This window comes from Photobacterium frigidiphilum (assembly GCF_003025615.1).
Classification (GTDB): Bacteria; Pseudomonadota; Gammaproteobacteria; order Enterobacterales; family Vibrionaceae; genus Photobacterium; species Photobacterium frigidiphilum.
Genome location: NZ_PYMJ01000006.1, coordinates 216,254 through 242,280, shown reverse-complemented (window position 1 = coordinate 242,280; position 26,027 = coordinate 216,254). Strand labels below are relative to the sequence as shown.

Annotated in this window: 21 protein-coding genes and 1 riboswitch; of the genes, 11 read left to right on the top strand and 10 right to left on the bottom strand. The window is 39.1% G+C overall.

The features are described 5' to 3' along the window. Both C9J12_RS08740 and C9J12_RS08735 read right to left on the bottom strand, forming a co-directional pair. A partial coding sequence (locus C9J12_RS08740) for a cytochrome-c peroxidase (protein ID WP_107242344.1) occupies positions 1-967 on the bottom strand: 967 nt, incomplete at its 3' end. Between the two features lie 1,132 nt (positions 968-2,099). After that, positions 2,100-4,247 carry a TonB-dependent hemoglobin/transferrin/lactoferrin family receptor gene (locus tag C9J12_RS08735; protein WP_107242343.1) on the bottom strand — a complete coding sequence of 716 codons (2,148 nt, stop codon included), beginning with the start codon at positions 4,245-4,247 and terminating at the stop codon, positions 2,100-2,102. A 331-nt stretch (positions 4,248-4,578) separates the two neighbouring features. On the opposite strand from C9J12_RS08735, the gene rplY reads away from it, so the two are divergent. Then, complete coding sequence (gene rplY / locus C9J12_RS08730; RefSeq protein ID WP_107242342.1) at positions 4,579-4,857, top strand: 50S ribosomal protein L25; 279 nt, start codon at positions 4,579-4,581, stop codon at positions 4,855-4,857. A 102-nt stretch (positions 4,858-4,959) separates the two neighbouring features. Here the strand turns inward: rplY and C9J12_RS08725 are convergent, their stop codons facing one another. Then, positions 4,960-5,211 (bottom strand): DUF1289 domain-containing protein, encoded by a 252-nt coding sequence (locus C9J12_RS08725; RefSeq protein WP_107242341.1) that lies wholly within the window; start codon positions 5,209-5,211, stop codon positions 4,960-4,962. 277 nt (positions 5,212-5,488) lie between these two features. On the opposite strand from C9J12_RS08725, the gene C9J12_RS08720 reads away from it, so the two are divergent. Beyond that, complete coding sequence (locus C9J12_RS08720) at positions 5,489-5,800, top strand: hypothetical protein (protein ID WP_107242340.1); 312 nt, start codon at positions 5,489-5,491, stop codon at positions 5,798-5,800. A gap of 117 nt (positions 5,801-5,917) precedes the next feature. On the opposite strand, the gene C9J12_RS08715 is transcribed toward C9J12_RS08720, so the two are convergent. After that, positions 5,918-8,296 carry a DNA polymerase II gene (locus C9J12_RS08715; RefSeq protein WP_107242339.1) on the bottom strand — a complete coding sequence of 793 codons (2,379 nt, stop codon included), beginning with the start codon at positions 8,294-8,296 and terminating at the stop codon, positions 5,918-5,920. A 35-nt stretch (positions 8,297-8,331) separates the two neighbouring features. Then, positions 8,332-9,105 carry a hypothetical protein gene (locus tag C9J12_RS08710; RefSeq protein ID WP_011218262.1) on the bottom strand — a complete coding sequence of 258 codons (774 nt, stop codon included), beginning with the start codon at positions 9,103-9,105 and terminating at the stop codon, positions 8,332-8,334. A 387-nt stretch (positions 9,106-9,492) separates the two neighbouring features. Between C9J12_RS08710 and C9J12_RS08705 the strand changes: the two genes are divergently transcribed. From C9J12_RS08705 to C9J12_RS08685, 5 genes are all read left to right on the top strand, one after another. Beyond that, positions 9,493-10,980, top strand: a complete 1,488-nt coding sequence (locus tag C9J12_RS08705; RefSeq protein ID WP_107242338.1) for an oligopeptide:H+ symporter — start codon at positions 9,493-9,495, stop codon at positions 10,978-10,980. Positions 10,981-11,445: 465 nt separating this feature from the next. After that, entirely contained in the window at positions 11,446-12,915 is a 1,470-nt protein-coding gene (locus tag C9J12_RS08700; protein WP_107242337.1) for a peptide MFS transporter, read from the top strand. A 349-nt stretch (positions 12,916-13,264) separates the two neighbouring features. Beyond that, positions 13,265-13,861 (top strand): tRNA (pseudouridine(54)-N(1))-methyltransferase TrmY, encoded by a 597-nt coding sequence (trmY, locus tag C9J12_RS08695; RefSeq protein WP_107242336.1) that lies wholly within the window; start codon positions 13,265-13,267, stop codon positions 13,859-13,861. Between the two features lie 161 nt (positions 13,862-14,022). Then, positions 14,023-15,450, top strand: a complete 1,428-nt coding sequence (locus C9J12_RS08690; RefSeq protein ID WP_107242335.1) for a hypothetical protein — start codon at positions 14,023-14,025, stop codon at positions 15,448-15,450. Positions 15,451-15,954: 504 nt separating this feature from the next. Then, positions 15,955-16,245 carry a hypothetical protein gene (locus tag C9J12_RS08685; RefSeq protein ID WP_011218256.1) on the top strand — a complete coding sequence of 97 codons (291 nt, stop codon included), beginning with the start codon at positions 15,955-15,957 and terminating at the stop codon, positions 16,243-16,245. A gap of 149 nt (positions 16,246-16,394) precedes the next feature. Here the strand turns inward: C9J12_RS08685 and C9J12_RS30640 are convergent, their stop codons facing one another. Then, positions 16,395-16,541, bottom strand: coding sequence for a hypothetical protein (locus tag C9J12_RS30640; protein ID WP_170111734.1), 147 nt, complete (start codon positions 16,539-16,541; stop codon positions 16,395-16,397). A gap of 478 nt (positions 16,542-17,019) precedes the next feature. Here C9J12_RS30640 and C9J12_RS08680 point away from each other — a divergent pair, with 478 nt between their 5' ends. Both C9J12_RS08680 and C9J12_RS08675 read left to right on the top strand, forming a co-directional pair. Further along, complete coding sequence (locus C9J12_RS08680) at positions 17,020-18,573, top strand: EAL domain-containing protein (RefSeq protein ID WP_107242334.1); 1,554 nt, start codon at positions 17,020-17,022, stop codon at positions 18,571-18,573. 87 nt (positions 18,574-18,660) lie between these two features. Then, the gene (locus tag C9J12_RS08675) at positions 18,661-18,987 is read left to right on the top strand and encodes an HI1450 family dsDNA-mimic protein (RefSeq protein ID WP_107242333.1); all 327 of its coding nucleotides are present in this window, start codon (positions 18,661-18,663) and stop codon (positions 18,985-18,987) included. Between the two features lie 123 nt (positions 18,988-19,110). Here the strand turns inward: C9J12_RS08675 and emrD are convergent, their stop codons facing one another. The 4 genes from emrD to C9J12_RS08655 form a co-directional block, all read right to left on the bottom strand. After that, entirely contained in the window at positions 19,111-20,319 is a 1,209-nt protein-coding gene (gene emrD / locus C9J12_RS08670; RefSeq protein ID WP_107242332.1) for a multidrug efflux MFS transporter EmrD, read from the bottom strand. Between the two features lie 371 nt (positions 20,320-20,690). Next, entirely contained in the window at positions 20,691-21,290 is a 600-nt protein-coding gene (locus C9J12_RS08665) for a GTP cyclohydrolase II (protein ID WP_107242331.1), read from the bottom strand. A 356-nt stretch (positions 21,291-21,646) separates the two neighbouring features. Further along, positions 21,647-22,000: a hypothetical protein gene (locus C9J12_RS08660; protein WP_107242330.1), complete on the bottom strand. Its 354-nt coding sequence runs from the start codon at positions 21,998-22,000 to the stop codon at positions 21,647-21,649. A gap of 89 nt (positions 22,001-22,089) precedes the next feature. Next, positions 22,090-23,382, bottom strand: a complete 1,293-nt coding sequence (locus C9J12_RS08655) for an alpha/beta fold hydrolase (protein ID WP_107242329.1) — start codon at positions 23,380-23,382, stop codon at positions 22,090-22,092. 352 nt (positions 23,383-23,734) lie between these two features. Beyond that, positions 23,735-23,817: riboswitch (Fluoride riboswitch) on the top strand. A 217-nt stretch (positions 23,818-24,034) separates the two neighbouring features. Between C9J12_RS08655 and C9J12_RS08645 the strand changes: the two genes are divergently transcribed. Together C9J12_RS08645 and C9J12_RS08640 are read left to right on the top strand one after the other, a co-directional pair. After that, on the top strand, positions 24,035-24,727 hold the full coding sequence (locus tag C9J12_RS08645; protein WP_107242327.1) for an iron-sulfur cluster assembly scaffold protein: 693 nt from the start codon (positions 24,035-24,037) through the stop codon (positions 24,725-24,727). A 61-nt stretch (positions 24,728-24,788) separates the two neighbouring features. Then, on the top strand, positions 24,789-25,784 hold the full coding sequence (locus tag C9J12_RS08640; RefSeq protein WP_107242326.1) for a GGGtGRT protein: 996 nt from the start codon (positions 24,789-24,791) through the stop codon (positions 25,782-25,784). Positions 25,785-26,027 lie beyond the last annotated feature (243 nt).

Genomic DNA, 26,027 nt, shown 5'->3' with positions numbered 1-26,027 from the left:
CATGATTTCTTGGTACTCCGATATTGAAGTAGAAATCATTGGTATAACGTTCAAATTTGCCAACACCTTGATCATTTCCGCTTTGATGACAGAAGAAGCACCTAGCTTGACCATAAAAAAGATCATGTCCGTCATTTTCCTGGTCAGTAAAACCATCTAAGTCGAACAGCCCATCTTCATCATGTTTTAACGCTATATCTCTTTTAGAGTCAAAGCGGTTGTTATCGCTAGACATTTGCCATGCAGATAAAGCAACTGCAAATCTTGCAAATATCTCATCCACTTGACGATAACTGCAGTAAAGATGTTCTCCCCAAGCATATTGGTATAACTGTCTACCCCATGTAGTTCCTCTAACCTGCGTACATACCTTAAACTTATCGTCTTTCGCCTGCTCAAGTGGATTAATAAATGGGCTTGCATGTGCCTGATCAGCAACGGGGCCTAAATATTTTTTATACATAGTTTCGTATTTGCTATTCAGACCCGCAAATACATCAATATTATGTACAGTTTCAATTAAATCACCTTCAGCACGACCATTCCAAAATGCACCACCACACGGTGCAGGAGCAAAACCAGGACAAGCCACGTCAAAAAGTTTCAACCCTTCAGGATCTCCAACCTCATTTAAAAATTGTGCATACTTATTTGTCGGTGGTTTAAGGTTACCAACCATAACTCCATCAGACCCTGTTACAGCGACTTGCACAAGATTTGTATCAGAATCACCGTTAGTACCACCAGTATCAGCGGTATGGCAGGTTGAACACGACATATTTCTACTTAACGAAATTTTTTCAAAAAATAAACGTTTACCCATTTCTTCAAGATATGTTAAATCTTGATCACTTGCGTTTGCAGCATTAGGCAAAAAACCCACACCAAACATTAGCCCCATTACAGCACTATAATGTTGTATCTTTTTTTTCTTTTTTAACATTATACCATTTAATATTTTACTCATTCCTTCCACCTGCTATCAATCCACATCAAAAATGATAATAAATAAAACAAATAACAACAGATTAAATTTAGTATATTAAACAGCTAAAAGTTAACATCAAACATTGTAATTCTCACACAAAAGACAGAAGTTATAAGATGACATTTAAAACCCATACGCCACGGTACAATTTGATTATCACAAAACATTCAAAAAGACAATCTAAACAAATTAAATTAATAAAAACAACAAGATACAACAATAAGCCATAATGACAGACAGTATCAATAATAACAACAAATCTCACTTCTCACTCTTTACATCTTATTTCTCACACTGTTAACCCCTCAATCAAATTAACGACAAAATAACAATTTAAAGAATAATCAAAACTAAACTACAAACCAATTAAAACCACTAGATTATTAACTTCCCATTCGGTCAATTATTTATAGATTAGCTTACTTATTACCGAGAAATTCATTTAAAATATGATGCATTCTTATTCGTCATTATTTGTCCTATCAAAATGAAATCTGTGCTGTGTATACGAGAAAAGTTGACCAACTTATATACCCAAGCTACCTCAATATGCAGGATTCAGAGTGATCTCAGCGTGTTTAATTCAAGGAAAATGAGTGTAGGAATGGCATTCCGCTGGAGTAATACAATAAGTGCAACACATTTGACACAGAAGTAGATACGCTGAATCACTCCCGAAGGGCGAGTTTTGTTGGGCTCTATGCGGTGTTACTTATTTTCAACGTAGAACGACTAGGTCTATAAATAAGTGCCTTGCCTAGAGTCCAACAAATTCTCGCTGAAACGAGCACCTTGAGGTAACTTGGGTATATTAGTATCAGAATGAATCGCTGGTATCCTGATTTATTTTTTAATCAAATGTTTAAATGGAATTAGTATGCTAAAACTCATAAAGAACGGCACGGTTCTAACCCCAAAAGGGTTCATAAAAGCTCATCTGTTTATTTGTAAGATAAAGTGCGATTCAAACACGGCGAGTATTGTATAAAAGGTACGTTTGAATAATTTATTTCTCTAGCAGCCCCTTCAACAAAAAAACCGCATCAAACGATGCGGCTATTAGTACCTTAGGTTCAAGACCTAAGCGGTATTAGCTAGATTTAACTATCGATTAAAAATCATAGTTCAAGTTAACACCCCAGTTACGACCAGGCTGAGTGAGGATATCAATACCCCGAGTCGATGCTGTTGCACCTTCTAGATCTTGATACTGCCAATATTTCTCATCAAAGGCGTTAAACAGACCAGCACGAAGTGTTAGATCTTTCATTGGGCGGTAGTAAGCGGTTAGGTCAACAACCGTATAACTAGAAGCATCTATATTGACGTCTTGTTCCCAATCCGTTTTACTTGCCACCATAGTAACATTCACAGCACTACCCCACTGTTCGCTTGGTGCGTCATAACCCAACCCAACAACAGACGTGAATGGCGCAATAGTATCTAACGTTTTACCCGTGTTTTTATCTTCACCATCAAGATACGCTAAAGATAAACGTGCATATGAACCCATAGGGGCACCTACAGCTTCATCTAACCATAAGCTACCCTTGAACTCGGCACCGTATATTTCAGCTTCATCAACGTTTTCATTGGTTGTAATATCAAGACCACCACTTTTTACCGTCGAACTTTTAATGAAGTTTGTGTAATCGTTATAGAAGGCAGAAAGCTCTAACGCACCCATATTATTATTTGCACGTAAGCCGATTTCATAAGACTGGCTTTCTTCTGGCTTCAAATTAGGGTTGGAAATAATTTTATAGCCATGCGCTGCATTATCTTTATCGTAATACAACTCATAAATTGATGGCGCACGGAAACCTTCGCTGTATTGTGCATAAGTGCTGAAATGTTGGTTCCAATGATATACCGCACCTAAGCGCGATGTTAATGCATCACTGTTATGATCTTCTAACCCTGAAGACTGATCTGGTGAAGCTTTATAATCATCGTATCGAAGCCCTGCCGTTACCACTAATGCTTCATCTAATAGATAAATTTGGTCTTGTACAAAGATACCGCGCTTTTCAGACTCTGACTTAGGCACTTCTGAACTACCTGGCTTAGATGTACCAGAATCTAAGAAATAATCAGTGTAATCTAACTCAAAGCTCGCATCTGATGCTGAAAGACCATACGTAAGCTCGTGACGATTATTCGTAAATTGAATTTCTTTTTGGAATTGAGCATCTAGCTGTGTGCTTGCATCAGTACCAGAACGTGCACGATTACGATTTCCGTAATTACCCGTATGATCATAACTTTTATGATCTGCCTCGCTCTTGCTCCAGTTCACTTTCCATTCTAAAGAATCAAAAGCCACATTATCTGCAAGCCATTCATGTTCAAAACCTAGACGTACTCTTTCATCTTTGTCGTCGGCACTGTTATTGGTATATACGAAGCCCGGCATAAAGCCACCGCCACCGTCATATCCATTACGAGAAAGGATTTGACCGTCTGCACTACGTGTATAGTACTCTCCCGTAAATCCAATGCGGTTAGCATCGTTTATTTGGTAGAACATCTTACCTAAAATATTATGCGATGTGATGTTGAAAGGATCAGCCGCACCACGATCAGGCCCCTCAATGTTCGCACCATCACCATGGGTTTCAGTTTCATGCCCATCACGGTAAGTGTAGATCAACATTGTTTCTAAATCGCCAGTACGATTAGCCACTTCAATTGTTGCTTTATATTCATCACTTACGCTGGCATAACCTGTTTTTAAACTTACGTGGCTATCATCGCCAGCTTCCAGTAGATCTTCAGGTTTTTTTGTACGTAAAAGAACCGTACCGCCTAAAGCATCACTACCGTATAAGCTAGATGATGGTCCTTTGTTCACTTCAATTGCAGTTAACGTATCAACTTCAAAGGTATTAGCATTTTTACGCATAACATCTGCGCCAGGGTTATAAGATGATGGCTGTTCAACACCATCAACCATCACTTTAACGCGGCTGCCAGACATACCTCGAATAGTGAAATCTTCCATACCAAAGCGACCACGCCCATTTACCGTAACACCTGGCTCATACTTCAATGCATCTTTCACATCGTTCGACAGATTGTTTTCAATATCTTCAGACGTTATTTTGGCTACGCTAGATGGGATATTTTTAATACTTTGTTCCGAACGCGTACCTGATACCACTATTTCGTCGAATACTGAAACAGCCTCTTCTGCGTGAAGTGCTGGAGAAAGTGCAATAAATATTGAGCTCGCGATGAATGTAAGTTTTTTACTCATAACCCCTGCTTATAAATAGATTTATTAGTAATTCCGTTGTTGCACAGTATACACATGCAAATGAGAATTACTATCGTTATCATTACCGACTGGTTATTTGTAATAACCTAATACAGAGAGGTTAAATAATGACTAATCTATTGAACACGCTCTTTTTTCAACCAAAAGAATGAAGCCAAACCCATAAGGTTCGTTTCATTACGTTAAAATACGCATTAAAAGGATTTAGTCTTGCTAAGAATAAAGCTGACTGTTAGTATGCGCGCTCGTTTTTACGACATTGAGTAAGGTCGCATTACTCAGTGAACTTATGAATTAAAGAGTATTTAATATGAAATTTGATGCAGTTGTACGTACTGATCTAGGTAAAGGTGCGAGCCGCCGTCTACGTCTTACAGAAAAATTCCCAGCTATCATCTACGGTGGCGAAGCTGCTCCTGTTGCTATCGAGCTTCTTCACAGTGACGTGATCAACCAAATGGATAAGCCTGAGTTCTACGAAGGTATCATCCTAGTGATCGACGGTCAGGAAGTTGCTGTTAAGCCTCAAGACATCCAACGTCACGCGTTCAAGCCAAAAGTTGAGCACATGGACTTTAAACGCGTTTAATTGCGTTGTTCATTCTCAATATAAAGCGCCTTATTGGCGCTTTTTTTATGGCTATAAAATATATATTCAACCTAACAAATCCTATGCGAAAGCACGCTTAAGTTAGAACAGACTTTGCTGCGGATTATCATCGACCTGCTGAACTTCTATAGAGTTCCCTTTTGCACGACGTAAAATGCGCAGATAGCGTTGCTTACACAGCCTTATTACCTGCCGCTTTTGATCTGACGTCATTGCTTGCCAATTAAAGCGCTCATCTCGACTGCGATAGCACCCTTGACAGTACCCTCGGTTATTCACTTGACATATTCCAACACAGGGGCTTGGTACGCTGAAGAAGTCTAATTGCTCCATTATCCCCTCGCTATGAAATACATCTCTATTAATACTGAGTTTATACCCAAGTAACCTCAAAATGCTCGTTTCAGCGAAAATTTGTAGGACTCTAGGCAAGGCACTTACTTATAGACCTAGATGGTTCTACGTTACAAAATGCCAATTTATGCAACTAACTTGCTAAAGTATGCTTTATTCTGATAAGGTTTACATAGTTATTAAGATTGATAACAGGATTGTAATTAATCGCATCATTGTATTTAACATCAATATCGATGCATATCAGGAGGGATTCATGGATTTTTTTGTACCATCTTCGTCTAACTCAGCTCAGGCTGAATCAGTTTTTTCTTCTATTGCTCAACACATTGCAGCACCATCTCAAGCAAAACGCATTCATAAGCTTCAATGGAAGCACGAAGGCGAAATCTGTGCTTGTGAGGTAGGTGAATCATTACCTGAAGTATTTCGTACCGATGAGAAAGTATTAGCTATTTTTGACTGTGGTGATGTATTCAAAGTATGTACACCAAGCCGTGGCGCAATCAAGTTTGATCCTATTCATGCGAGTAAATCAACGTTATTAAACGTGGAATACTTTGATTAATTCATTACGATGAATAAGCTAATTAGCAGATACTAAACATTATTGTGCTAATAACAGTGAACACTTAAAAACGCGCTAATAGCGCGTTTTTTGTTTCTCACGAATACTTAAAGTTGGCTAAAACAAGCCCATCTGAGGTGCGGTAATATCATCAAAGTACTTACCTATAAACGGTAAAATACCATCAGCAACTGGCTTTAATTGCTTTTCAAGGTAATGATTATAGTCAATCGAGCTTTGTCGATACTCTTTCGGCTCTGAGCCAGAGGTCGTAAACACGTACTCGATCACTCCTTTATTTTGGTATTGTAACGGGCGACCAAGCTTGGCATTCATCTCATCAGCCATTCGAGCTGCACGTACTTGTGGTGGAATATTCTTTTGGTATTCATCAAGGTTTCGTCTTAAACGCTTGCGGTAAACCAAACGATCATCAAATACTCCAGCTAACGTTTTATTGGTGTAGTCACGAATGTATTCATCAGGATCTTGGTCATGAAAAACCATCTCATATAAGGTTTTCTGGAATTCCTGAGCTAATGGCGTCCAATCTGTACGAACAGTTTCTAATCCCTTAAAGATTAGCTTCTCTTTACCATCTTGAATAATTAACCCAGCGTAGCGCTTTTTACTGCCTGTTTCAGAGCCTCGAATCGTCGGCATTAAAAACTTGTGATAATGGGTTTCGTATTCAAGTTCTAAATAGCATTCAAGATTGAAGTCATCTTTTAGGCGCCGTATCCACTCCGCATTAATGCTTTTCACCAATTGGTTACCAACGATATCCGCTTCTTCTTGAGTATGACTTTTACCTAATGAAACAAAGACAGAGTCCGTATCACCATAAATAACGTTATAACCGTTGTCTTCAATCAGATCTTTCGTGACCGATAACACTTCATGCCCACGCATCGTAATTGACGAAGCCAACCGGTGATCGAAAAAGCGGCAGCCAGATGAACCAAGTACCCCATAAAACGAATTCATGATGATCTTAATCGCTTGAGAGAACGCTTTTTCACCATTACGCTTTGCTTGATCGCGCGCAGACCACAACTCTTCAATCATCGCGGGTAAAAAATGTTTTTCTCGATGGAATTGCCCACCACGAAAACCCGAAATCGCTTGGTTAGGTTGTTTACCTTCATCTTGTAATAACCCTTCCACCAGCCCCATAGGATCAATACGAAATGAGCGAATAATTGACGGATAAAGAGATTTAAAATCAAGGACTAATACCGAATCATATAACCCAGGGTTAGAATCCATCACATAGCCACCGGGGCTTGCAATCCAGTTTTCACCCGCAAGGTTCGGGGCTACATACCCAGCACGGTGTAATTGCGGTAAATACAAATTAGTAAAAGCAGCAACAGAACCACCGACTCTATCAAGCTCTACACCTGTTAAACGGCTTCGCTCAATCGCGAACTCAAGCAAATGAGTATATTCAAATATACGGGTAACCAGCTTACAATCTTGTAAGTTGTATTTAGCCAACGACAGCTTATCGTTTTTAAACATATGGTTAATTTCAGCCATACGATCATGCACATTATGAATATGCTTACCTTCGCCTAACAGCTCTTGCGCTACAGACTCTAACGACCAAGAACGAAAGCTATAGGTTGCCGTTTTTAATGTATCAATACCATCTAGTACCACACGACCAGGAATAGAGATAAAACCTTGATTAGAGTTTTGACTAGATTGACGCCAATGCGGTGTTTGTTTACCACGACCAATACGTAAATTGATTGCATTCCATTCAGCACGTTTTAGTAATAAGCGGAAATCAAAATCAATCACATTCCAACCAATAATAATATCGGGATCATATTGAATAAACCATGATTCAAGCGCCAACAATAAGGCTTTTTCTGATTCGACCCACTGAATCCATTGTTCGCCGTCTTCACCCACTTTTGGCTCACCAATCATAATGACTCGGCTATCCATATCACTATGTAACCCCACCGAATACAGCACGCCTTTTTCTGAGCACTCTATATCAAGCGATACAATCGACAATTTAGGTACATAGTCAGTCGCTTTGGCTTTCACTTGTGAATATTCAGTGTGCCCCATCTTGTCTTTCGCCACCCCTGTAAAGGTAATCCCTCCACGAATAAATCGCTCCATTAAAAAGCGATCAGCAAGGCGAATATCCCCTTCAAATACCTCTATTCCGTCATTATTTAAGACCTTAGAAACTTGAAGGCTGTCTCTTATCGTTTGGGTATAGCAGGCACAAAGCGACTGTTGCTGAAAGGTTTTAAGCGGTAATGGTTTCCAATCGACTTGAAGGTTAGCTGTTCTAAGCGCATTGTCGGCTTGTCTTTGCACATCAGAAGGTACAAAACAGACAGGTTTATCACCATGAACTAATAATCGAGCGGGACCTTGATCCGTTTTAACCCACAGCACGACTTCAGTCTGACCTTGGGAATCACGACTTTGGCGTGTTAAAACGAAACCTGTAGATTGAACCTGCAAGAAAACCTCAGAAGCTGTAAGCAATAAAGAAAAAATTAACCAATTTTACGCTCAATTTTATCAAATTCAGCCACTATCCAGCCGCCAAATTGTTCAATCATAAATAATGCCGCACGTTTAGGCACTTGTGTGCCTTCGATTAAAGTAAATAAGCGTTCAATTTCGACATTTTTCTCAGGGTAATAACGCAAAAATATATCGGCACAATCACTCAATGAATGTGCCAAACACTTTTCACGGTGCATCACTAACGCAAAACAGCTACGCAGCATTTTTTTACTGATAAATTGGCAATATTCTAGGTAGTTTTTAACCACTTTTGTGGTCATTATCTTTTGCCGATAATCCGATAACACAGCCTTAATATCACCGTTCATGGCTTTAGCCACATCCCAGCTTGGTTCAAAACAACCAAAACGCGTCGATAAATCGTCGCCATATAAGCATACGCAACAATGCTTGAGCCAAAAGCCCCACTCAAATATGCCGCCAATGGAAACGACATCGCTAAATTTCCCTACCCGCAAATCAAGACTAGGTACTTTCGGTTGATAGGTGGTTATACGCCACTTAACTGTATTTAATGCAGATTCTTCAGATGAGTTAAGGTTACGATTAAGCACAACCGTGATATTTAAATCAGAATAACCCCATACTGCTTTTCGTTGAGCAACGCTGCCATATAAATAAACACTATGAAGTGCCGAACCAAGAGCGGCACGAAGTTGATTAACGGTATCAATCAATACTGGCATATATTCTGGTTGAAAAGGTGTTTGATTATTTAAAGTTGGTAACGCTGTTGCCACTTGATCACTCTCGCTATTATTCTTTTGTAAGCGCGCAGTCGTTTATGCTGATCACACCTACATCACCCGACTAATTCTACCAAAGCTAAGCTGCAAAACAATCAGTGTCTTTTCTTCGTCAAGGCTTTGTTATTATTAACCAGACCTATACTCCATAAACAAACATAATATCAGAACTATAAACTGCCTTATCGACCACCAGCCAGCCTATACCCCCTAATTATTAGCTAATAGCCTTAATAAATGTTTCGGTATGTGTCTTATTGTATATCTTTGCTACACAGCTCACACAGGTGCCCTCAATTGCATAACAAGTGTCACATTAATTCACTATTAATAAGCGCTTAATGTGCCACCTAACAAGTTAACTAGTGGATTAGTATTGAGATGAGCAATAAAGACAGCATTTTCAACCAACCAAAGCCCTTTAAGATGATATTTTTCATTGAACTTTGGGAACGTTTTGGTTATTACGGTCTTCAAGGAATTTTAGCCGTATATTTTGTTGAGCAATTAGGTTTTAGCCAACAAGATTCTTTCGTCACTTTTGGTGCATTTGCTGCTTTAGTGTATGGTTTGGTCGCGATTGGTGGCTTTGTTGGAGACCATATTCTTGGTACAAAACGAACCATGATATTTGGCGCCATCGTGTTAACTATTGGCTATTTCATGATGGGATTTTCAATATTAAACCCAAACTTTATTTTCTATGCTTTAGGTACCGTTGCGGTTGGTAACGGTTTGTTTAAAGCTAACCCTTCAAGCTTATTAGCAAAATGTTATGACGAAAATGATACTCGTCTTGATGGTGCTTTCACACTGTATTACATGTCAATTAACGTGGGCTCATTAGTAGCACTTTCACTTAGCCCTGTTATTGCTGCGGAATATGGTTACGCAACAGCATTTGTTATCTGTGGGTTTGGTTTAATTGCGAGTTTGATGAGCTATGTTGCTTTCCGCCATACCGTTGAGGGATTAGGTTCAGAACCAGATAGTAAACCTGTCAATTATCAGCATTTCTTAATTGTTATTCTGGGAACAATAGCATCTATAGCCTTATGCGCTTGGTTACTAAATAACATAATGATGGCGAATATCGTCCTTGCGCTTATTGGTCTGGGTGTTGTCGGTGTTTTCTTAAAAGAAACAATGCGTTTAACAGGCGCCGCACGTAAAAAAATGATTGTTGTATTAGTACTGATGTTACAAGCTATCGTTTTTTATGTTCTCTATGCACAGATGCCGACCTCATTGAATTTCTTCGCTATATACAATGTTCGCACTGAAGTTATGGGGTTTAATGTCAACCCTGTTAGCTTACAAGCCTTGAACCCATTCTGGGTGGTATTATGTAGCCCAATTCTTGCTTATCTATACACATCTTATGGCAATAAAGGGCGTGATTTATCAATGCCGGGTAAGTTTACTGTTGGCATGTTCATGTGTGCATTTGCTTTTTTAGTTGTCGCAGCGGCAGGTAATTGGTTTGCTGATAGCCAAGGTATGGTTTCAATGTGGTGGATGGTACTTGTGTATTTGTTCCAAAGCATTGGTGAATTGATGATCAGCGGATTAGGCTTAGCTATGGTTGCTAGTCTTGTACCTCAGCGTTTAATGGGCTTTACCATGGGAGCTTGGTTTTTGACTCAAGCGGCTTCCTTCATCATCGGTGGTTATGTTGCAACCTTCAGCGCCACGCCAGAGAACGTAACGGATCCACTTAAAACGTTACCGCTATACAGTGAAGTCTTCTTAAATATTGGCATCGTAACGCTCGTTGTGGCATTTGTTATGGCCTTTACTGCCCCATTATTAACTCGCATGATGCAAGATGAAAAAGTAGAAGAAAATGGTAATTTAGCCACAAACTAATCCCCCCTTCATTCAAGCTATAACGAGAGCGAATCTTATTGGTTCTCTCTCGTTTTTCATTCTAGAATCGCAATATTATGATGACTAAATATAACAAAAACTAAACTCAACAGCCGATACCCAAGTTACCTCAAGATGCTCGTTTCAGCGAGAATGATTCCTTTATTAGTAATTAGATAAACTAATTAGCATTAAAAATAACAACAATAATTATACGAACATTTACAAAATAAATAACTTAATTAAACCTATGTATCCAGTAAATACAAAAGAATAAAACAGCCTGCTTAATAAACACTACAATAAAAACTAATCATATCCATTAGAAAATATAATTAACAATATGAGGTTTTTGAGACAACACACTTAAATTAACTCGCTGTATTAATGTTAATATCAGCACCGACTTACAAATACTTACAATTTTCAATTTACTTTGTTATTTAACGAAGATGAGGTGTAGTTATGTGGAATAGACTTAACAAGTCAATGATGGTGTGCCAAATGATGTTTGGTCTCTCCTTCTATGGCGTAATGGTTATTTTAACCCGTTTTTTCTTGGAAGACCTTGGTTACAGTGAAGCAGATACCATGATGGTTGTGGGTGCGTTTTCATCTATTGGTCCTCTTTTTGCTATCGCTGGTGGATTCATAGCTGACAAATTTTTAGGTTCATACCGCTCTTTAACAATCAGTTATTTCGGATTTGCTCTAGGTTACACATTATTAGTATTAGGTGCTTCAACCAGTAATGTACCAATGAGCCTTGTTGGTATTGCACTCGCGAGTTACGCTCGTGGCCTTATGTCTCCTTCATACCCTAGTCTATTTAAGCGTACATTTAAAACTCAAGAAGAATTCGAAAATGGTTACCCAGTAAACTATTCAGTTAATAACATAGGTGCACTTTTTGGACAGTACCTATTCCCAATGTTCGTTCTCGCTATTGGGTTTAATGGCAGCTTTATGTTGTCAGCTTCTATGGCATTCTTTGCATTCATCATTTTAATTGTTTCTCATAAGCCTTTATTAACGGTTGGTGCTGAAATAGATCAACAACCTGTTAGCCCTAAAAATTGGCTTCTATTCAGCCTTGTTTCTCTTGGTATGATTGGTCTTGTTTTCTTCATGTTCTCAAACATGGATATTGGACAAAACATTGTTTATGCGATAGGCGCAGCTGCAATTTTATACTTCATTTCTTTAATGGTTAAAGCGAATAAAGCTGACGCGTTAAAGATGGGTACAATATTGATCATGACTGTACTAACAACAGCATTCTTTGTTTACTATGGCCAGATGATGACATCGATGACCATGGTAACAATCAATACTATGCGTGGTGATCTATTCGGATTTATCCCAATTGCACCTGAAGCGTCAATGGCAATGAACCCACTATGGTGTATTCTTGGTGGCCCCGTTATTGCGATGACTTTTACTTCTTTAGAAAAGCGTAATATCAACTTTTCAACGGCAACAAAGGTTGGCTTCGCCTTTATTCTAACCGCTATCGCATTTGGTATTCTTACCGTTGCTGTAATGTCTGTTGGCCCTGAAGCTGTTATTCGTCCTGAAGTATTCTTAGCAATTCACTTCTTCCAAGCGTTTGCTGAAGTAATTGTGGGCAGTATGGTTGTCGCTTTCATCCTCTCTGTTGCACCTAAGCATATTGAAAACTTCTCGGTAAGCTTATTCTCTGTCGCAATTGCATTAAGTGGTATCGTTGGTGCGGTATTCTCTACATCGATTGCGCTAGAAAAAGGTCAGGCGATTACACAAGAAATCGTACAAACAGTGTATGGTGACTACTTCAGCCTGCTTACCATGCTAGCTGTCGTGATGGTACTAGTGGCATTTTTTGCCTCTTTCATCATCCGTAAGATGCTAGAGAAAAGTGCAGAAGCTGAAAAAATGGTACTGTCTGAAGCTTAACAATCTAGGTTACTTTCAAAGTAATACGTCTTGTTGTTTCTTTTCGTATTAAAGATATTTTGTATTATAAGCCTCCAATTCGGAGGCTTTTTTAATGGGAGCATTATAATATACCCTATCTTGACCAACCCTCTTCGCTCAGCCTTTAAAACTTACTTGTTTATCCCCGTAGTAGCGCCTAATATATCGTTCTTAAATAAACGGGGTCTTATACCCAGAAATCTCTCATATCCGTTTATTATCTGCTGAAGTTTGAATACCAATACATCTACTGATGTCATTCATTAAAAGCATCATAAGTCGTGTGCATTTAGCAACCACGGCACTTCAACACAATGGACATTTAGCTATGCGCGCTTTTGTATTACGAGCCAGATCTGCCCCTACCAATAGTCAACTGCTATTAGAATCAGTCGGTCAAGAAGCCCACACTGAAATTTTGGCTCATACCTTGATGAACGCTATATTTGTGGCTCAATCGCACCGTGACGATGTTATTGTTCATTTAGTATTAGAAAGCACGCAAGATTTCTCTCGCACGATTAGCTTTACTTCAAGTGAAATTACTAACGTTGGTGGTTTCCACGAACAAGCCTTACTCACGAAAATTGCGAGAGCATTAGATTTGTCGCAAGGCATGTCTAAAGAGCAAGAACGTAAAGTTGAACCTGGTATTACCGTTCGTACCGTGAGCTTCGAAAGACTAGTTCAAGAATTAGCGGAAGATTACCAACTATTCATGATGGATAAAAAAGGCACTAATATTCGTGAGCAAGAATTCGAAGGCAATCCTTGCTTCTTATTAACCGACCATATTCCTATGCCCAAGAAAAGCTTTAACAGCTTAAAGCGCCTTGGTGCAACAAAGATCAGCCTTGGGCCTAAGATGCTGTTTGCATCGCAATGTGTGGTACTGATCCACAATGAATTAGATATTAATATGTAATGCTAGGGCGTGTTGACGTTTCAAATTCTAGCCTGTGAAATCTGAAAACGTCAACACACCCTAATGAACGGCATGTCTTGTCGTTCATATTTTGCTTTCACATATAAAACGCAGTTACACTTAATATACCTTCGTTATCTCTAGAAGCAGGGTTCATTAATATGCGTATTTTGGTTCTGCTCATTACCTTTTTGACTATTTTGTCTTGTTCTAGTACACCAAGACCAGCGATAAACTATTCAGCAACCCAACAAAGCTGTATGCACAAGCTAATCCAATTTAAGCAAACAGTTAAAACACAAGGTGTTCAAGATGCACAACTCTTCTGGAGCCCCGATTACCCTTCACTTGCTTTTGATCGCTTTAGCGTAGCATTAATCCCTCAGCTAACATCCGATCAAAGTAAAGCACAATGGTTAAACCATGTATCTCGACAAGCTGAGATCCAACGTAAAATCGAATACAAAAATGCATTAAACAAAGACGCAATCGATTTTGAAAACCAAGAAAACTGCGCCAAACAATTAACAACATCATTAGCCGAGAACAACCAGTTCTGGTCGCAACTACAGCAACACCCGCCAATTATCACGTCTAATTACCAAAACTGGCAGCGTATCATCGGTCTTTACCCTGTTAGTAAGCTTTTCGCGACCCCTTCTATTCATACAGAAAAAAAGCGTATATTAAGTGGGTTTATTGAGACTGTAGACGATGTCACTATCTCTTATGCTATGCCTGATAAACCAAGATTAACGCAGCAAGAAATACAAAGCTGGTTTGCACAAACAACGGCTCGTACTGATCTTCACTGGCCCTTGCTAACAGATGATCAACTCACCCAATTATTAGCTTTTTACACCCCTGAATTTCGTGTTGAATCGGTATCTCTTGATGATAAGCCCGGCTTAGTAACATATGTTTCAGATGATCAGGCAGCCGTTAATACCAACAAACCGATTGTTTATGTCGACCATAGCTTCACGCAGTTTCATGGAAGAATATTGATCCAATTGAATTACAGCCTCTGGTTTTCAAACCGTACGGCTAAATCCTCTTTGGACCCCTATGCGGGTAAATTTGATGGTGTACTATTCAGACTAACGCTGGATGAGCAAGGAAAGCCCTACATTCTCGATAGCATCCATCATTGTGGTTGTTACCATATGGTTTTTGCATTAAATGAAGAATTACAGTTTGCACCAACAAGTGCCAAGATTGAGTCCCCCACGAGCCTCCATATATACCGACCGAAAAATTCAGATATATTAAAAATCAGCTTATCAAATGGAGAGCACATGATTAACGATGTGCACTGGGGAGAAAGTAGCCCTTTCACTCGCCATTTAACCTCACTCAATTATCAAACATTACGTAGCTTACCAACGCCAAATGGACAAAACAAAAGCCTGTTTGATCAGAATGGAATGTTATTGAGCAGTGAACGATTAGAACGCTTCTACTTATGGCCATTTGGTGTGGCATCGCCAGGAACAACCCGCCAAATAGGTCAGCATGCTGTCACCTTTATTGGTGAAAGGCACTTTGATGATGCAAATATATTCGACACGCTATTTCTGAATCCGTAATGTTTTGAGTGTTTCACATGCCTATTAAATAGACTGGCATTCTATTTATAGTCATACCAAGTGTCTTGCAAACAATGCATAACTGAATTCGTTACATTTTATTTGCTATTTTCATCCCACTTTTGATAGAAATGATTACCATTTAATACAAAATACAATAAATAATCTAACCACATGTATTTATTGATAAATACAATAGTAATGTTATATACCAAAACAAAATTTCAAACAATGAGTCTATCTCTACACCCTCCTCAACATACTCACTAACAACAATCTTATCTCAAATAAAATACATTAAATAACAACAGTATAATTGTAAATCACACTGGAAGCGCTGACTGCAAAGTTTGAATTGAAGGCAAAAAAAGCTCCGTTCTGGGAAACGGAGCCATAAATGAAACTATCCTATACAACCGTAATAATTATATGCACAAAGTTTCATTTGTGCCTACATTTTAATACACACGTTAACTTTCGCAATTAAGCGCACGGTGAACTGTTATGACTAAGAAAGCCAATTTTAAAAAGAACGGTATTTATTGGGAATTGTATGAAAGCCCAGATGAAATCGTAAAATTTCTTGATTCTGATTCTGAGTTTGCGCAAACCGCAATGAAGATATCGTTAACCCATGCCTATTTACGTGTTAATGATGTGGCAGAGCTCGATAGAGATGCATTTGATATCTTAGATAACAAAAAGAAATTTCTTCTACTGAAAGAAATGAATCAAGAGCAAACAGACGAATTATCCCGATTTGTGATGGGGCATTTTTATCATTATATCTCCTAGAAAAAACACTTATGCGTAATGCAGTTCACTTAACGTGAGCAGCATTACGTGATGATGCCGATCGAAATTACATGAATAGATTATACCCTCTCAGGTTTAAACCTTGTGTACAGGGTAAACGGTGCTCTGAGGCACCGTATTCGCTTTAATCAATCATGTTCTAATATCTTACTGGGAACAAGTTCAAGATCTTGATGCTCTTTATACTTTTCATCTAATAAATCTAATTCTCTTTTCATTTCACATATCTCTTTTTCCATATAAGAGATATTACGTTTCAACATTTTACGTTCCATCATTCGCTCCTTAAACGATCAAGATAATACTTTAGGGTTAGGCTATCAAAATCTAAAAATAATTAAAGTGCGAATAACGACATTCACATTATTTTTCATCACGCAAAAACGCACTATTCAGGTTACATTAAGAATTGCTAGGAAACTTTTATCACTGATATTAAACGCAGTATGAAATTAACAAGACGAACCGAGATAATAAGTTCTCTATTCCAAATGAACTCAAGATACACTTACCAATTAGCTTACAATATAACTTCATTATGAATGATATTTTATAAATCACGCACACTTGATCGCCATAAACATGACGAAACATAATTGAAAAGTGGTAGAAAAATGACGATTATCGCTATCACCTACAAAATATATATAAAAAAATAATATTTTGCCATGAGTCGTAACTTTTCATATTATCATAAAATATTTTATGATAATTTGCGTGTCTTCTTTTCCATGCAATCAATCTAAGTATTATATGAATCAGCCTAAAAATATAATGTTACTGATACTATGCCTATTGGTAGGCCTTATCTTAGATATGGTTTGGGTAAAGAAAAACATTAATCAAACGACAATAAATACAATTCAAAACCTTGATATCGCTATTGATTCTTACCTCAATAAAATCAAAACAGATCTAACATTAGTTGATTCAAATACAACCCCTTGCGATAAAAAGAACAGAAAAGGATTAGAACAATTAAATTTCGACTCGCCAGTAATACAAGAAATCACCTATATAGAGAATGATATTTTTCTCTGCAGTGACCGTATTAAAAAATCAAATGTAAAAATAGAAAACAGTCACTTAGCAAAATTTGAAGAACAGAGTGGATACGTCATTTATAGAGCAACAAGTCAAAGAAGACGTATTGATGCATTATTTTTCATGGTACCAACACCTAACGGTTGGTACCGTATTATGCTTGATAGCCGCTATATTGATTATTGGATCAAGCAGTATACGAATAAAAACCAACTTTCTGGTTGTTTAAGTAATACTAAGGACGACTTCGTATGCTTGAATTCGTCGTTACCATTCAGTGATATCATTTTTAGCGAGCAGATACGATCAGAAAAATACTCTTATGTATTAACAGTTGGATATACTGAAGCATCATTTAGAAATGCTATTTTCAGGCAGTTACCTTATGCCGCTACCATTATCATTATACTATCGATATTAATTATATTATTACTTCATGTATCAGTGAATTTCCGACGTTCAATTAAGTCAGATATTCATCGTGGGATTAGAAACAAAGAATTTTACGCTTATTATCAACCGATTGTGAATTCTAAAAATGGCCATTGGATCGGTGCTGAATTACTTGTGCGCTGGCTACACCCCAAACATGGTGTAATTTCACCAGCTGAATTTATTCACACAGCTGAAAGCACGGGGCTAATAAATGCGATTACACTTCATCTGCTAGAACGTGCTGCTTATGAAAAAACGCAGATTCAAGCAGAAAATAATAATACTTATATATCGATCAATGTAACTGCATCGATGATTATTAATCCTCGATATGTCACTGAGTTAGTTAGTATTATTTCAAAGTACCCTAGTCTTCAGCACAATGTGGTTTTTGAATTTACAGAACGGGAAACATTTTCACCCACTGAATTAGTCGAGCTTAAACTTGGTATGCAACGCCTACGTGAAGTTGGGATTAGATGGGCACTTGACGACTTTGGTACAGGTTACGCGGGTTTATCAACACTGCAAAGTTTACGCTTTGACATCTTGAAAATTGACCGTACCTTTGTAGCTTCTTCTGTTACAGATGCAGTGACTCACTCTATATTAGATAATATTGCTGAAATGGGACATACATTACACTGTACGATGGTTGCTGAAGGTGTAGAAACTGCCGAACAAGCAGAATATGTGGATGATTTAGGTATTAAAGCCAGCCAAGGGTACTTTTACGCCAAACCGATGCCGTTTGACGATTATTTAAGTAAGCTCAGTAAGTCAGTGTCTACATCTCGGTCTGAAGTATTAAAGGCAAATGCACAATAGCGTATTTAATTCCTACTTCCCCCTACCTCACCTCAAAAAACCATGTTCTAATAGTCACTCATTTACGAAAAGAGACATATCAAGTACATGGAAACATCAAATTTGATTTCATATGACGACGTTATTGACGCAGCTTACGACATCTTTCTAGAGATGGCATCTGAGAGCTTAGAACCAGTAGACGTGATCTTATTCACCGCACAATTTGATGACCGTGGAGCAGCCGAAGCCGTTGAAACACGCGATGATTGGGGCAGCCACGTTGGTTTTGACGTTGATAAAGAATTGTACGCTGAAGTGCGTATTGGTTTAGTTAACGAAGAAAATGATCAGCTTGATGACGTATTCGCTCGTATGCTAATTAGTCGTGATCCTGAACACAAGTTCTGCCATATCTTATGGAAGCGTGATTAATACATCACAGCTAAATACAAAAAAGGCGATGCATTTCTCATTAGAAAACTCTAACTTAGAAAGCATCGCCTTTTTAGTGCCGTATCGCTAACGATCTAAACCATTAGTTGTATATTCCAATCGTTATACCAAAACGGGTGTATCTTGCTGACTACTACGTTTCACCCAAATCAGGCTCATTACAACCAGTATCGACATTACCGTCATTACAGATCCAACACTGAATTGATCATCTGCACGCATGAAAGATGCCGACAGCGTCGCAATACCTGCTCCTAAGTTTTGTAAACCACCTAGAATTGCCCCAGCCGTTCCAGCATGTTGTGGAAATGGTTGAATAGCTGCCGTCGTTGCCGCAGGAAACAAAATACCTGCGCCAATGAAGTATATAAATGCCCCACCAATTAACGAGCTGACTGTTACTAGCCCCGCCATACCAGGAATAAGTACAGTGACTGACCCTAAAATAATGGCTAACATGCCTAAATACATTACGCGGCTATTACCAATACGCTTAACTAACGCCGAAGACATCCAAGAACCCGCTAAATATCCCGGTAAAGGCAATACAAATAACCAACTTACCGTCTTTGAATCTAGCTTAAGTACACTGCCTAACAATACGCCTGCCGCTGCTTCAAAAACAGCGATGCCTGCAAAGGTAGCAATAAGGCAAAGTACATAACCTTGGAATCGACGATTACTCAACACATAACGGTAACTTACGAGTACACGCTCATTACGACGCTTTTCAACCGGAAGGGTTTCCGTAAACATAAACATCATCGCTAATGTCACGATAGCACCAAACACTAACAAGAATATGTAACTTGCCGACCAATCAAACATTGATGACAAATAACCGCCTAATACTGGTGCAATAAGGGGAGAAAATATAACCCCCATGCTGACAAGACTATTGGCTTTATGTAAATCTTCACCATCATAGCAATCACGCGTTACTGTACGGCACATTGCACCGCTACAACCTGTACCAGCGCCTTGAATAAAGCTGGCTAATAAGAACAATTCAAAACTTGGAGCTAACAATGCGCCAATGGTACCGATTAAAAAGATCACCATACCAACAATAATGACAGGTCGGCGACCAATACGGTCTGATAGCGGACCATAAACAAACTGAGACAATCCGTACGGGATTAAATAAGCCGCCATTACCGCTTGTAAATAAGAAGACTGAACACCAAAATCGTGTGCCATTGCAGGAATTGCAGGCACATACATTGTTTGAGTCATTTGGCCAGCAGCAGCCAAAACAATAATTAAAAATAGTAACTTTGCCATTTGGCTAGAAGAAGATTGCTGAGTCACAACCTGCGCCCTCAAAAAAAACAACAGAATAAAAAACAAGTGAGCATTCGGATGAATAATTCACTAATAGTATGAAAAGCCACGAACAAACAGGATAACAATAACTAAGACTAATTCTGGGTTAATGTATAGCGTCTAGCTCTGTCTTAAGTGCGGTGATAGTAATGGCGAATAGCCAATCAGGCAAGAAAATAGCGTGGTATTAAGCACTAAACTTTATCATGATTTGCATTAGAAAAAGTAATGAATAAATAGTGCCGATTTTATTTATTTTTCGCATACAAAAAAAGCCTCGAAAAACGAGGCTTTTGCTGAAGAACTATTTATCACAACGCCATGCATAACAATTACACAGAGCGCTTAATAGTTAATCAATCAAAATGAAAGCGATGCTTGCCGTGGCTAGCTTTCGTTTTCAGATAACTTTCATTACCGTCTTTTACGTGGGCTTTAGTGCCAACCACTTCAGTAATGATAATGCCGTTTTCTTCGAGCTCTCGAATCTTCTTCGGGTTGTTTGTTACCAAGCGAATTTCATTAAGACCCAATGCTTTAAGTATTAGAGCCGCTTCTGTAAAATCACGGAGATCGTCGCCAAAGCCAAGGTGATTATTCGCTTCATAAGTATTCATACCCTTACTTTGCAGTTCATAAGCATCAATCTTATTATATAACCCAATACCACGCCCTTCTTGACGTAAATAAAGAATCACCCCACCCATTTCACCCATTTTTTCAATGGTTTCATCTAACTGTTCACCACAGTCACAACGTGAAGAGTGGAAAACATCACCGGTTAAACACTCTGAATGCATACGTACCAATGGTACTTCCGGTTTCGTATCTGCAGCTTGGAAAATAACGGCTACATGCTCTTTACCAGATTCAAGACCATTGAAAGAAAGCAAATCAGCCGGAATGTTACTCTTCTGGCCAACTTTAAAAGGCACTCGTGCTCTTATATTTACCATGTTGTTCCTAAGTACGTCTTAATGCCTTTAGGGTCTAAAATTCAAAAACTATTACAACGAACATTGCGTGAGCGTTATGTTTGAACGTATACCCTATAGACTGATAATCTTTACAAAATACTCATGTGTCGCGCTTCATCTCAGCATAGATATAACTAAACGATAGTACGACAGATGAATATTCCTCTGCTTGTTGCTAGATAATATCTAAAATATTCACACTTAAAAAGTATAGTAAGAGTAAGGGTATTATTTTTTGACTACCTTAAGCCGCCTTACCTCACCTTATTTTGTTATATTATAACAAAACCAAACAAAAGGCATTATGCAACCTATTGCTAAGTGGGTAACTTTTTTTACTGACTCAAACCATAACGCTTTTCTAATAAAGGGTGTAAAAAAGCACAGGCCGACAGAATTGTAAAACCTATCACACCCAGCATAATTGCAGACATTCTCATCCAATCATCCCCCATCATCAACCGTTCTGACAACATTTGATAGGTCGCTTGCATCCAGATTATAACTGACACGCTAAGTGCAACTTGGGTGAATCTTGCTGCCCATCGTTGCTGAATCGATAATAACAATGGAAAAACAACCAAACCAATACACAAGACAACATTACCATTGCGTAAAAAATGCGCAGCTAACAACCAAAGACTCAATACTATGGGTAATAGTAAAAAGGAAAGTTTTAATGAACGCACAATATTCTCCACGTTAAGTTAAGCAACCCATAAGTTGTAATATGTATACACCTTAATTTTTATAACTTCGAGTAATTCGCATTTAAGTTTTAGCTTTGTGTTTGCTCTATCACTTCAGCCATAGATATAAGCTTATCGAGAATACGCTCACCATCTGCTCGTAAACCATTATGTTCATATTCATTCGTCATCCATGCTTTTGCATTGGGCATTAAAGCCAATGTTTCACGCGAATAATCAAACTCTACATACATATCTTCAACATAAACCGCAGCAGTAACTGGTACGGTATTCTTTGCTAATTGCTCAATATCATACAACTGCGGCCAATCTGCTTTCGCGGCTAACAAATTCGCCGCAACTTTTAATGGCTTGAGTGTTTCGAGTTGTTCGAACATCCACGGGTATACCATTTCACCAGTAAAGCAGAAATCTGCACCAGAAACATAATTGCATTGCGGATAGTGTTCACGAACACGGTGTGCAGACCACTGTGATGCATCTTGCTGACAATAAATCGATTCATGCAAAACGGCATAGATCGGGTTAGTCAGGTATGACTGCTCAGCTAACATCGCGGTTAAGAAACTGTAACTCAGTTCAGGTTGACTATTTACGTCAACAAAGGCATCTTCCAGCAAGTAATACATGGCTAACGCACCACCACTGCGACCAAGATTGATACCAATCAATTGGAATTGCTCTACAGTAAAACGCTGACCGTTAGGCAGTATAACTTCATTATTCAGCAAGTAATCGGCAATACGGTTACACATACCTTGTGCTGCAGGAAACGCATGGAAGAACTGTTGGGTTTTATCCAATACACGTTGATACGTTGCTTGATACACATCATCAGCATGACGCGTCATCGACGGAATACCGCCCGTAAGATAAGCACGAGACAAACTCTGCGGATAATAAGACAAATAATGTAACGCACAGAAGCCACCAAAACTCTGCCCTAGCAACGCCCACTGTTGAATACCCAACTGCTCGCGAATCGCTTCAGCGTCACGCACAATATTATCAGCACGGAATTGGCTCAAGTACGTGACTTGTTGCTCCGGTGTTTTACAGGCTAAAGTTTGATGGCTGATCACCGTACTTAATCCCGTACCACGTTGATCCAACAATAAAATACGGTATTGTTTTAAAGCACGCTTAAACCAGCCGCTGTTGCTATCTGGACGTGGAGCTGGGAAACCAGGGCCACCTTGCAAGTAAACAAGCCACGGTAAATCAGTATCTTGCTTATCTTTCGCGACAACCTCTCGTGCAAACACGCGGATTGTTTCACCATCTTGATCTGCATAATCCAGTGGTAACTCAAATTGGTGCTGGCGATAAAACAAATCATCAACATAAAAACATGCTTGCATCGGCTTCCTCCATGAAGAAAGTAAACTTAAATAACAGATGGTTATACTACAAACTCCCCCAGTACATTGCCAGCGTGCTGTTGCATTTAACAATATCTAACACACTTAATATTTGCCTACTTGAATCAAAAAAGCATCACACTTATGCGAGGTTATTATTATGCCAAGCCGATGCCGTTTTCAGATCTCGCCAATTACTGTACAAAGCAGATTCCGATTCAATTTCGTTAAGCGTCATTCAAATTTGCAATGTTTGTTTGATTATTTATCGCAACACACTCTCAGATAACGGCGTATAGTCACTTCATCGGCAGGTTACACACCGCGTCGAAGTCACAATAACCCACTTGTTATTATGACGGGAGATGATGTTCCTCCTTTAACTGCCTTACTGAAGTTTACCCTTCTTATAAGGATGATGACGTCTAACAACATTGGCATAGAATGGCCAGAGGAAGCTTTTTCATGGATCCCTACATCCATAGAAAGCTGCAGTTGTTAGATCGTAATTATCCTCTACCGTTCTCTGCCCTTTATTTAAAGCACAATCATTCAGTTTATACGGTTCAAATCGTTCGCCTTTATTAGACGCGATTTCACAATAACTACGAATTGAACGGTACAACGCTAGAACAGCAAATGAGGCAGAGTAATGCAATATTCAGCAGAAGTTCAAAACATGTGTCCTATCTCTCGCGGACCGCAACATGCGTCTTCCCCTATTCCTGTAGAAGGTCGCTGGGTTAGCCCGAAAGATGTTATTGCTATTTCCGGCGTTAGCCACGGTGTGGGCACATGTGCACCACAACAAGGCGCAGCAAAACTTACTCTTAATGTTAAAGATGGCATCATTGAAGAAGCATTGATTGAAACTATCGGCTGCTCTGGTATGACTCACTCTGCTGCGATGGCATCTGAAATAATTACCGGTAAAACCATCCTTGAAGCCTTAAATACAGACCTTGTCTGTGATGCGATTAACGTGGCAATGCGTGAGATTTTCTTACAGTACGTATACGGCCGTACGCAAACGGCTTTCTCACTTGATGGCCTACCAATCGGCGCAGGTCTTGAAGACTTAGGTAAAGGGCTACGTAGCCAAATTGGTACTCACTACGGTACGCGTGAAAAAGGCCCTCGTTACATGGAAATGGCAGAAGGTTATGTCACTAAGTTAGCACTGGATGACAACGATGAAATCATTGGTTATTCATTCGTTAACCTTGGAAAAATGATGGAATTTATCGGCAAAGGAACATCAGCTAAAGAAGCGATGGAACAAGCCAGCGGTCAATACGGTCGTTTCGACGAAACGGTTCGCACTATCGACCCTCGCCACCAATAAACGCTGTCATACCACGACTTACGCATCACACGCTATTACGCTGAATTTTGAGGATACCATCATGGCTCTATTTGAAAGTTACGACCGTCGCATCGACCAAATCACTCCAGTACTTGAACAATACGGTTTCGCGTCATTTGAAGAAGCACTTGAATATTGTAAAGAACGTAACGTTAACCCATATGACATTGTAAAAGAAACACAACCTATCGCATTTGAAAATGCTTCTTGGGCTTACGTATTAGGTGCAGCTATCGCACTAAAAGAAGAAGCTAAAAATGCAGCTGAAGCAGCAGACTATATTGGTCAAGGCTTGCAAGCCTTCTGTATTCCAGGCTCTGTTGCCGATCAACGTCAAGTTGGTTTAGGTCATGGCCGTTTAGCCGCACGTTTATTGAATAACGATACTCAGTGCTTTTGTTTCCTAGCGGGTCACGAATCTTATGCTGCAGCTGAAGGCGCAATCAAAATCGCAATGAATGCAAACAAAGTACGTCATCACCCTCTTCGCGTAATACTTAATGGTTTAGGCAAAGATGCTGCGTATATGATTGCCCGTATTAATGGCTTTAATTACATCCAAACTCAATTCAACTACGAAACAGGTGAATTGGATGTAGTATCAGAACGTCGCTTCTCAACAAGCCAGCGTGGTGAAATTAATTGCTACGGTGCAGACGATGTACGTGAAGGTGTTGCGATTATGCACCGTGAAGAGGTTGATATCTCAATCACTGGTAATTCAACCAACCCTACTCGTTTCCAGCACCCTGTTGCTGGTACATATAAAAAAGAACGTCTAGAAGCGAATAAAACGTATTTCTCTGTTGCATCAGGTGGTGGTACTGGTCGTACTCTTCACCCTGATAATGTTGCAGCAGGTCCAGCTTCTTACGGTATGACAGACACAATGGGTCGTATGCACTCTGACGCCCAATTTGCTGGCTCATCATCTGTACCTGCCCACGTAGAAATGATGGGGCTTATTGGTATGGGGAATAATCCAATGGTCGGCGCAACTGTTGCCGTTGCCGTTGCGATAGAACAAGCAAAATGATCAGATACTTATTTTAATTGTATAAAATCAAACACTAAATTCATATTTAGATAGCTTGAGTTAGGTGCGGATTTAACCAACTGCACCTTTAATTGCGCAACTTAATTGGTTATTTTGTAAAAAACCTCTAGAATTGCCCGAGTTTGATCACTTGCTCTGGCTTCATTTCAAGAAATTAAGCCACCAGGTTAGTCCCATTCAGTCTTACAGCAGGTTGTTGCTGTAATCGGCGCAGTAAAGGAA